Here is an 8,153-nt window from a genome sequence, read left to right as displayed (position 1 = left end):
TTCAAACCCCTCGCATTGCGAGGTGTTTGCTCACTCAAAAAACTGACAGGCCACTTCTTGCGAAGCGTCCTATTTCATTATTTCTTGTGAACATTTGATATTTTAAGTTTTACGACGACCCTAAGATCATCGCTGCACTTCATCAAATGCCCACACTTATCGACTGTTAATTGTTAAAGAACGGTATTCGGTGTTACGTTTCGCGCTATCGACAAAGCGTTGTGTTTGTCAGCTGCGAAGAAGGAAGAGTATGAAGCGTTTCGGCCATTTCGTCAACCTTCTTTTCTGCCTCGTTTAACTCTGCAACACCTTGTTTTGTGCGCGTCGTTTTGCGAGGAGGCGAATCATATCAAAGGCCATCGAAGTTTGGCAAGCGCTTTTCCAAAAATGCGTGCATGCCCTCTTTCTGGGCCGGCGTGCCGAACGCAGCCTGGAACAGACGGCGCTCGTAAGCGACGCCATCGGTCAGGGTGGTTTCAAACGCGCGGTTGACGCAATCCTTGATCATCATGGCTACCGAGGTCGGCATGGCGGCAATGGTTTTGGCGGCCGCCAGGGTTTCTTCCAGCAACTTGTCGGCCGGTACCACACGTGACACCAGGCCGATGCGCTCGGCTTCCTGTGCATCGATGGTGCGCGCCGTCAGCAGCAGATCCATGGCCTTGGCCTTGCCGATCGCGCGCGGCAGGCGCTGGGTGCCGCCCGCGCCTGGCGTGACGCCAACCTTGATTTCCGGCTGTCCGAATTTGGCGCTGTCGGCGGCGATCAGGAAATCGCACATCATGGCCAGCTCGCAGCCGCCACCCAGTGCATAGCCGGCCACCGCGCCGACCACTGGTTTACGCACACGCAGGATATGCTCCCAGTTGCGGCTGATATAGCCTTGCGTAAAGGTATCGGGATAGGTGTAGTCGGCCATGGCTGCAATGTCGGCGCCGGCGGCAAACGCTTTTTCGCTGCCGGTCAGCACGATGCAGCCGATGTTGTCGTCGGCATCGAACTTGAGCAGCGCGTCGCCCAGCTCGTTCATCATGCGTTCGTTCAGGGCATTCAGGGCCTTGGGACGGTTCAGGCGTATCAGCGCGACTTTATCCTGGATTTCGATGATCAGGTCTTCGTATTGCATATTGTCTCCTCTCGATAAACGGTGACAACGATTGTAGCGGCTAATGACTGCGCTACCACGGCCCCACTGTTATTATTATCAACCTGCTACCCACCTCGACGTGTGCCGTATTTTCTCTTCTTTTTTCCAGTCTGCTATCAAGCGCCTGCGCGGTGACGGTTCCGCCGCCACCGTCAATTTCCGCCGCCTGTGGTTCAGCAATGGCCTCAATTGCTTCGGTGCCCAGATCACCTCGCTGGCCCTGCCGCTGTGCGCGGTGTTGCTGCTGCATGCGACGCCGGAACAGATGGGCATCCTGGTGGCATTGCAGGCGCTGCCGTTTGCCCTGTTCGGCCTGCCGGTCGGCGTGCTGCTGGACCGGCGCAGCAAGCATCCGATCATGCTGTTCAGCGAAAGCATGTCGGGCCTGGCGCTGGCCAGCGTGGCGGTGGCGTACTGGTGCGGCGTGCTGTCGATGCCGTGGCTGTATATAGTCGGTTTTATTATCGGCACCGGCTTCGTGGTCGGCGGCGGCGCCGAGCAGGTATTCCTGACCTTCCTGGTCGGACGCGACGGGCTGATCGATGCACAATCGAAATTTGCCGCCACGGAATCGGCCTCGCGCCTGATCGGGCCGGGCATGGCTGGCGTGCTGGTGCAGACGTTGTCGGCGCCGGTCGCAATCCTGTGCACGGCCTGCGGCTATGTGATTTCGGTATTCAATCTGCGCGCCATGAGCGTGCGCGATCCACGTCCCGCGCCATCGCACAACCATCCCTTGCGCGATATCGCCGACGGCCTGCTGTTTGTCTGGCGCGAGCCGCTGCTGCGCGCGCTGGCCTGGGGCGCCGGCGTCTGGCATTTCCTGTTTTACGCCAGCATGGCGCTGACGGTATTGTTCGCCACGCATGATTTGGGCATGAGTCCTGGCGTGCTGGGCATGGCGCAGATGCTCGGCGGCGCCGGCGTGCTGGTCAGCGCGATAGTGGTGAAACCGTTGACGCGCCGCTATGGCGCCGGGCGCGTGATCCTGATCGGCCTGGCTTCGACCTCGCTATGCTTCGCGCTGACGCCAGCCATTCCTGCCCATCTGTTCGGCAGCGCCACGGCCAGTGCCGCCGCGTATGCGGTGCTGATGTTTTTTTTCGATTGCGGCGTGATGCTGTTCTTTATTCCCTACCTGGGCTTGCGGCAGAAGGTCACGCCCGACGCCATGCTGGGACGCATGACCTCGACCATGCGCTTCCTGACGGTGGCGACCGCGCCGCTGGGCGCGCTGGCGGCCGGCTGGGTGGCGGAACACTTTGGCGTGCGCACGGGCCTGGCCTGCATCGCGGGCGGCAGCATCGCGCTGACGATCGCCATGGTGTGGGGCACGCCGCTGCGTGGCGTGCGCACCTGAAGCGGAGAACAGGCATACACTGGACGAAATTGCTTTGCAGACATTATTGCAGACGAAGCCAGATGGATTTGATTTACATCAAGGATTTACCCCAGGTATATCCATAAGCTCAACCATTTCCAAGGAGCACATTATGTTCAAGACGATACTTTTCCCTACCGACGGCTCGCCTTTGTCAGACCAGGCCGCCAATACCGCCATCGCCTTTGCCCAGCTGAACCAGGCCAAGCTGGTGGCCGTCAGCGTGGTACAGCCGTTTCCGTTTTCACCGATGGCCGATGGCGGCATCGTGCTCGACGCCAGCCTGTACGAACAGCAGATGAATGAATCGGCGCAGCGCGCGATCGAGAAAATCGGCGAGGCCGCGCGCGCCGCCGGCGTCGCCTTCGAAGGCGTGGTCGCCGTGTCGCCGAGCCCGCACGAAGAAATCGTCAATACGGCGCAAGCGTATCAGTGCGACATCATCCTGATGGCCTCGCATGGCCGCAAGGGTCTGAACAAACTGTTCGTGGGCAGCGAAACACAAAAAGTGCTGGCGCATACCCACCTGCCCGTCATGGTCCTGCGTTAAGCACGACCGTCAACATTACTGCGGCTGCTTCGGCAGCAGCAGCCACACCATGCCGCTCTGCTTCATGCGGCCTGCGTTCTCGGCCGCTTCCGCGCCAAAGCCAAAGAAATAATCGACGCGGATCGGCCCGCGGATGGCGCCGCCCGTATCTTGCGCCATCACCAGGCGCTGCATCGGGATATCGCTGTTCGCCTGCGTGGTCGACAGGAACACGGGCACGCCCAGCGGCACATAGCGCGAGTCGATGGCGACCGAGCGCTGCGGTGTCAGCGGCACGCCCAGCGCGCCTTTCGGCCCTACTTTCGGGTCCGGCAGGCGCTCTTCCTTGAAGAATACATAGCTGGGGTTGGCGTTGAACAGCTCGTCCTTGCGCGTCGGGTGGCCGGCGATCCAGGCCTTGATGCCCTGCGCCGACGCCTGGCTCATGGTCAGCTCACCCTTGTCGACCAGGTAGCGGCCGATCGACTGGTACGGATGACCGTTCTGGTCCGCATAGGCCACCCGCACGGTTTCCTGGGTGTCGGTCAGCTGCACGCGGCCGCTGCCCTGCACTTGCAGGAAAAATGCTTCCACTTCGTCGTCGACCCACATCAGCTCCTTGCCCGTCACTGACGTGGCGCGCTCGATATCGGCGCGGGTGGCATACGGCACCACCTTCTTGCCCACCAGCTTGCCGCGCAGGCGCATGTTTTTCAGTTCCGGATACACGCTGGCAAGGTCCACCGTCACCAGGTCGTCCGGCACCTTGTACAGCGGCGTCTGGTATGGGCCGCCACGCTTGCGCGCGCCGTGCAGCAGCGGCTCGTAGTAGCCGGTGACCAGGCCGGAATTGGTGCCATCGGCGGCGACTATCTGGTTCGGCACGAAAAACGCTTCGAAGAACTGGCGGATCGCCTTGTCGCTGTCGGCATTGACCTGGCGCGCAATCGTGCACGACTCTTTCCAGTCGGGCCGCTTGACCAGCACGCCGCACGAGGCCATGAAGGCAGGCCAGGCGGCGCGCATGTCGTCGCGGCCCCAGCCCGGCAGGGCGGCGAAACTGACCGGCGTGAAAACAGGTGCCTGCACATCTTTGGCATCCTTGGCCTCGGGCGCCGCCGGCTTGGCGGGCACGGGATTGACGACCGATGGCGTGATGGCGGGCGGTTTGGCCGGCGTCAGGGGGACACTGGGCGTGGTGGTACAGGCCGACAAGGCCAGCGCGACGGCGCCGCATGAAACGAGTAGACTGAAGCGTAAAGACATAGGAGAGCGTATGTGGATCTTGGTAATGGAAGCAATGGTGGCGTTTTTCCTGCTGGCGTTCATCGTCTGGTGGACCATGTATTCGGGCAAGAAGCCCACGCCGCCGGCGCAGAAACAGGTGGCGGCCGAGAAGGACGCCACCGAAAAACTGAAATAGGGAAATGCGCGTAGTTTAGTGCAGCGTGCGCGGCAGCGACAACACGAACTCGGGAATCTGCGCTTCGAACTGGTGGCCGTCTTCGGCCACGCAGAAGTATTCGCCCAGCATGGTGCCCTGCGGCGTGGCCAGCACCGTGCCGCTCGTGTATTCGAACTGCTCGCCCGGCTGCAGCAGCGGCTGGTGGCCGACGGCGCCCAGGCCGCGCACTTCTTCCACCTTGTTGTTGGCGTCCGTGATGACCCAGTGGCGCGAGATCAACTGCGCGCCGGCCGTACCCGTGTTGACCACGCGAATCGTGTAGCTGAAAACATGGCGGCCCTGGTCGGGCGCCGATTGCTCCGGCAAATACTGTGTCTTGACCGTTACCGTAAATTCATAAGTCGCCATCGTCGTCCCTGTCTGGTTCATGAGGTGTCGCGCCACAGCCTCGCCGGCTGCCGCGCAAGAGGAGAATCTGTCTTTCAAAAGGGCATGGCAGCGGCGTCAAGCGTAAAATAGCGCAACTTTGCATCTTCTACCCTCTGGCCTTCTACCATGACTACATTCCGCATCGCTCCCAGCATCCTGTCCGCCGACTTCGCCCGTCTGGGCGAGGAAGTGCGCAACGTCGTGACCGCCGGCGCCGACATTATCCACTTCGATGTAATGGACAACCATTATGTGCCGAACCTGACGATCGGCCCGCTCGTCTGCGAAGCCATCCGCCCGCATGTGCAAGTACCCATCGACGTGCATCTGATGGTCAAGCCTGTCGATCGCATTATCCCGGATTTCGCCAAAGCCGGTGCGAACATCATCACCTTCCACCCGGAAGCGTCGGAACACCTGGACCGTTCGCTGCAGCTGATCCGCGACAACGGGTGCAAGGCCGGCCTGGTCTTCAATCCTGGCACGCCGCTGCACTACCTGGAACACGTGATGGACAAGATCGACATCATCCTGATCATGTCGGTCAACCCCGGTTTCGGCGGCCAGTCCTTCATCCCGCAAGCGCTGAAGAAAATCGCCGAAGCGCGCCGCATGATCGATGAATCGGGCCGCGACATCATGCTCGAAGTCGATGGCGGCATCAAGATCGACAATATCGCCGCCGCAGCGGCTGCCGGCGCCGACACCTTTGTCGCCGGCTCGGCCATCTTCGGCAAGCCCGACTACAAGGCCGTGATCGACGCCATGCGCGCCGAATTGGCCAAGACAGTGGCCAAGACGGTGAGCAACTGATGGCGGCGGGCACGGTGACGCATCATGTGCTGGCCGGCGTGCGCGCCGCCATTATCGACCTCGATGGCACGATGCTCGACACCGTGCCCGATTTCCATGTCGCCATCAACGGCATGCGCGGCGAATTTTCGCTGCAGCCGATCAGCGCCGACGCCATCAAGCTGATGGTCGGCAAAGGCTCGGAAAACCTGATCCGCACGGTACTGGCGCTGGACTTCGACGCGGCCGGCGTCGAGCAGCGTTTCGGGCAGGCGATGGACGCCTACCAGCGCCATTACCTGGCCATCAACGGCCAGCACAGCACCCTGTATCCGGACGTGGAAAAGGGGCTGGCGGCGATGAAAGCGGCCGGCCTGCGCCTGGCCTGCGTCACCAACAAGCCGATCGCGTTCGCCCTGCCCCTTTTGAAACTGAAAAATCTCGATCGGTATTTCGAGATCGTCTACGGCGGCGACTCGCTGGCAAAGAAAAAACCGGACCCGCTGCCCTTGCTGCAAGTATGTGCGGACTTCGACCTGGCGCCGTCGAAAGTGGTGGCCATCGGCGACTCGTCGAACGACGCGCAAGCGGCCCGCGCTGCGGGTTGCCCCGTGTTGACGGTACCGTATGGCTACAACCACGGACACTCTATACACGATACCGATTCCGATGGTATAGTAAATACGCTGCTCGAAGCGGCTCATGTCATAAGCATGCAAAACTGATTCCACTACTTTTATCGCATACTGACTTAGACGAACACCTTATCGTGAACACGTTTCTCATCAAAAAACACAATGTCACCCAAACCGGCTCGATTGAGGCCTGGCTTTGGCGACGCTGGCAATCCTGGCAGGCTTAAGGCCGAGCCGTACGATGATTGCTGTCGTGTGCGTACCCGCATGCGACAGGTTTTTTGATAACCCACCGCGGGCGCCGTGCACACTTGCACCCCTGCGGCATGGAGAGACACATGACCGAACTCGAATTCAAATCGCTGGCCCAGCAAGGCTATAACCGCATCCCCCTGATCGCGGAAGCGTTCGCCGACCTCGAAACCCCGCTCACGCTGTATCTGAAACTGGCGCAAACCCAGCAAGGCGGCAAGAACACCTTCCTGCTGGAATCGGTGGTCGGCGGCGAACGCTTCGGACGCTTTTCCTTCATCGGCCTGCCCGCCACCACCGTGCTGCGCACCTTCGGCAACCGCACCGAGATCGTGAAAAACGGCGCCGTGATCGAAGAGCACGAAGGCAATCCGCTCGACTTCATCGAACAGTACCAGTCGCGCTTCAAGGTGGCGCTGCGCCCCGGCATGCCGCGTTTCTGCGGCGGCCTGGCCGGCTACTTCGGCTACGACACCGTGCGCCATATCGAGAAAAAGCTGGCCGGCGGCGCGCCGAAAGACGACCTCGGGCTGCCCGACATCCAGCTGATGGTGACCGAAGAACTGGCCGTGATCGACAACCTGTCCGGCAAGCTCTATCTGATCGTCTACGCCGACACCACCGCGCCAGAGTCGTTTTCCAAGGCGCGCCAGCGCCTGAAAGACCTGCGCATGATGCTGCGCCGCGGCGTCGATGCGCCCGTCACCAGCAGCTCGGTGCGCACCGAAACGATCCGCGATTTTTCGAAGGAAGACTATCTGAAAGCGGTCGCCAGGGCGCATGAATACGTGATGGCCGGCGACCTGATGCAGGTGCAGATCGGCCAGCGCATCCGCAAACCGTATGTCGATTCGCCTTTGACGCTGTACCGCGCGCTGCGTTCGCTGAACCCGTCGCCGTACATGTACTTCTATAACTTCGGCGACATGCAGATCATCGGCGCTTCGCCCGAGATTTTGGTGCGCAATGAAAGCACGCCGGACGGCGGCAAGAAAGTGACGCTGCGTCCGATCGCCGGCACCCGTCCGCGCGGCGCCACGCCAGAACGCGACGCGGCACTGTCGGCCGAACTGCTGGCCGACCCGAAAGAGATCGCCGAACACGTGATGCTGATCGACCTGGCGCGCAACGATATCGGCCGCATCGCGACGACTGGCAGCGTGCAGGTCACCGACCGCATGGTGATCGAAAAATACTCGCATGTGCAGCATATCGTCTCGAACGTGGAAGGCACGCTGCAAGACGGCCTGTCGAACCTCGACGTGCTGCGCGCCACCTTCCCGGCCGGCACCCTGACCGGCGCGCCGAAAGTGCGCGCAATGGAAGTGATCGACGAACTGGAAATCACCAAGCGCGGCATCTATGGCGGCGCCTGCGGCTACCTGTCGTTTGGCGGCGAAATGGACGTGGCGATCGCGATCCGCACCGGCGTGATCAAGGACGGCATGCTGTACGTGCAGGCGGCCGCCGGCATCGTGGCCGACTCGGTCCCCGAAATGGAATGGCAGGAAACCGAAAACAAGGCGCGCGCCGTACTGCGCGCCGCCGAACAAGTACAAGATGGCCTGGATGGGGAGTTTTAA

The 8,153-nt window shown here is 61.3% G+C and carries 9 protein-coding genes; 6 read left to right on the top strand and 3 right to left on the bottom strand.

All coding sequences use genetic code 11. The features are described from left to right. Positions 1–349 precede the first annotated feature (349 nt). On the bottom strand, positions 350–1,126 hold the full coding sequence (locus RTQ46_RS15525; protein ID WP_312437909.1) for an enoyl-CoA hydratase: 777 nt from the start codon (positions 1,124–1,126) through the stop codon (positions 350–352). 43 nt (positions 1,127–1,169) lie between these two features. Here RTQ46_RS15525 and RTQ46_RS15520 point away from each other — a divergent pair, with 43 nt between their 5' ends. Further along, positions 1,170–2,507 carry an MFS transporter gene (locus RTQ46_RS15520; RefSeq protein ID WP_312437908.1) on the top strand — a complete coding sequence of 446 codons (1,338 nt, stop codon included), beginning with the start codon at positions 1,170–1,172 and terminating at the stop codon, positions 2,505–2,507. Between the two features lie 133 nt (positions 2,508–2,640). Further along, positions 2,641–3,078 carry a universal stress protein gene (locus RTQ46_RS15515; RefSeq protein WP_312437907.1) on the top strand — a complete coding sequence of 146 codons (438 nt, stop codon included), beginning with the start codon at positions 2,641–2,643 and terminating at the stop codon, positions 3,076–3,078. A gap of 15 nt (positions 3,079–3,093) precedes the next feature. Here the strand turns inward: RTQ46_RS15515 and RTQ46_RS15510 are convergent, their stop codons facing one another. After that, positions 3,094–4,323 (bottom strand): murein transglycosylase A, encoded by a 1,230-nt coding sequence (locus RTQ46_RS15510; RefSeq protein WP_312437905.1) that lies wholly within the window; start codon positions 4,321–4,323, stop codon positions 3,094–3,096. A 10-nt stretch (positions 4,324–4,333) separates the two neighbouring features. Between RTQ46_RS15510 and RTQ46_RS15505 the strand changes: the two genes are divergently transcribed. Continuing rightward, positions 4,334–4,480: a hypothetical protein gene (locus RTQ46_RS15505; RefSeq protein WP_312437904.1), complete on the top strand. Its 147-nt coding sequence runs from the start codon at positions 4,334–4,336 to the stop codon at positions 4,478–4,480. A 15-nt stretch (positions 4,481–4,495) separates the two neighbouring features. On the opposite strand, the gene apaG is transcribed toward RTQ46_RS15505, so the two are convergent. After that, complete coding sequence (gene apaG / locus RTQ46_RS15500; protein ID WP_308925648.1) at positions 4,496–4,870, bottom strand: Co2+/Mg2+ efflux protein ApaG; 375 nt, start codon at positions 4,868–4,870, stop codon at positions 4,496–4,498. Between the two features lie 147 nt (positions 4,871–5,017). Here apaG and rpe point away from each other — a divergent pair, with 147 nt between their 5' ends. The 3 genes from rpe to trpE all read left to right on the top strand — a co-directional run bounded on the left by rpe (position 5,018) and on the right by trpE (position 8,153). Beyond that, positions 5,018–5,704, top strand: a complete 687-nt coding sequence (gene rpe, locus RTQ46_RS15495) for a ribulose-phosphate 3-epimerase (protein ID WP_308923754.1) — start codon at positions 5,018–5,020, stop codon at positions 5,702–5,704. After that, positions 5,704–6,408, top strand: coding sequence for a phosphoglycolate phosphatase (locus RTQ46_RS15490; RefSeq protein ID WP_312437901.1), 705 nt, complete (start codon positions 5,704–5,706; stop codon positions 6,406–6,408). Before rpe ends, RTQ46_RS15490 begins: the two co-directional genes overlap by 1 nt. A gap of 248 nt (positions 6,409–6,656) precedes the next feature. Beyond that, a complete protein-coding gene (gene trpE / locus RTQ46_RS15485; protein WP_312437898.1) occupies positions 6,657–8,153 on the top strand; it encodes an anthranilate synthase component I in 1,497 nt (498 codons plus the stop codon).

The organism is Janthinobacterium sp., from assembly GCF_031995485.1.
In the GTDB taxonomy this organism is placed as follows: Bacteria; Pseudomonadota; Gammaproteobacteria; order Burkholderiales; family Burkholderiaceae_D; genus Janthinobacterium.
This window is presented reverse-complemented; position numbering and strand designations above follow the sequence as displayed.

Excerpts from the sequence above, each read along its gene's own strand:
- RTQ46_RS15525 (WP_312437909.1), bottom strand. The coding sequence starts at position 1,126 with ATGCAATACGAAGACCTGATCATCGAAATCCAGGATAAAGTCGCGCTG.
- RTQ46_RS15520 (WP_312437908.1), top strand. The coding sequence starts at position 1,170 with ATGACTGCGCTACCACGGCCCCACTGTTATTATTATCAACCTGCTACC.
- RTQ46_RS15515 (WP_312437907.1), top strand. The coding sequence starts at position 2,641 with ATGTTCAAGACGATACTTTTCCCTACCGACGGCTCGCCTTTGTCAGAC.
- RTQ46_RS15510 (WP_312437905.1), bottom strand. The coding sequence starts at position 4,323 with ATGTCTTTACGCTTCAGTCTACTCGTTTCATGCGGCGCCGTCGCGCTG.
- RTQ46_RS15505 (WP_312437904.1), top strand. The coding sequence starts at position 4,334 with ATGTGGATCTTGGTAATGGAAGCAATGGTGGCGTTTTTCCTGCTGGCG.
- apaG (WP_308925648.1), bottom strand. The coding sequence starts at position 4,870 with ATGGCGACTTATGAATTTACGGTAACGGTCAAGACACAGTATTTGCCG.
- rpe (WP_308923754.1), top strand. The coding sequence starts at position 5,018 with ATGACTACATTCCGCATCGCTCCCAGCATCCTGTCCGCCGACTTCGCC.
- RTQ46_RS15490 (WP_312437901.1), top strand. The coding sequence starts at position 5,704 with ATGGCGGCGGGCACGGTGACGCATCATGTGCTGGCCGGCGTGCGCGCC.
- trpE (WP_312437898.1), top strand. The coding sequence starts at position 6,657 with ATGACCGAACTCGAATTCAAATCGCTGGCCCAGCAAGGCTATAACCGC.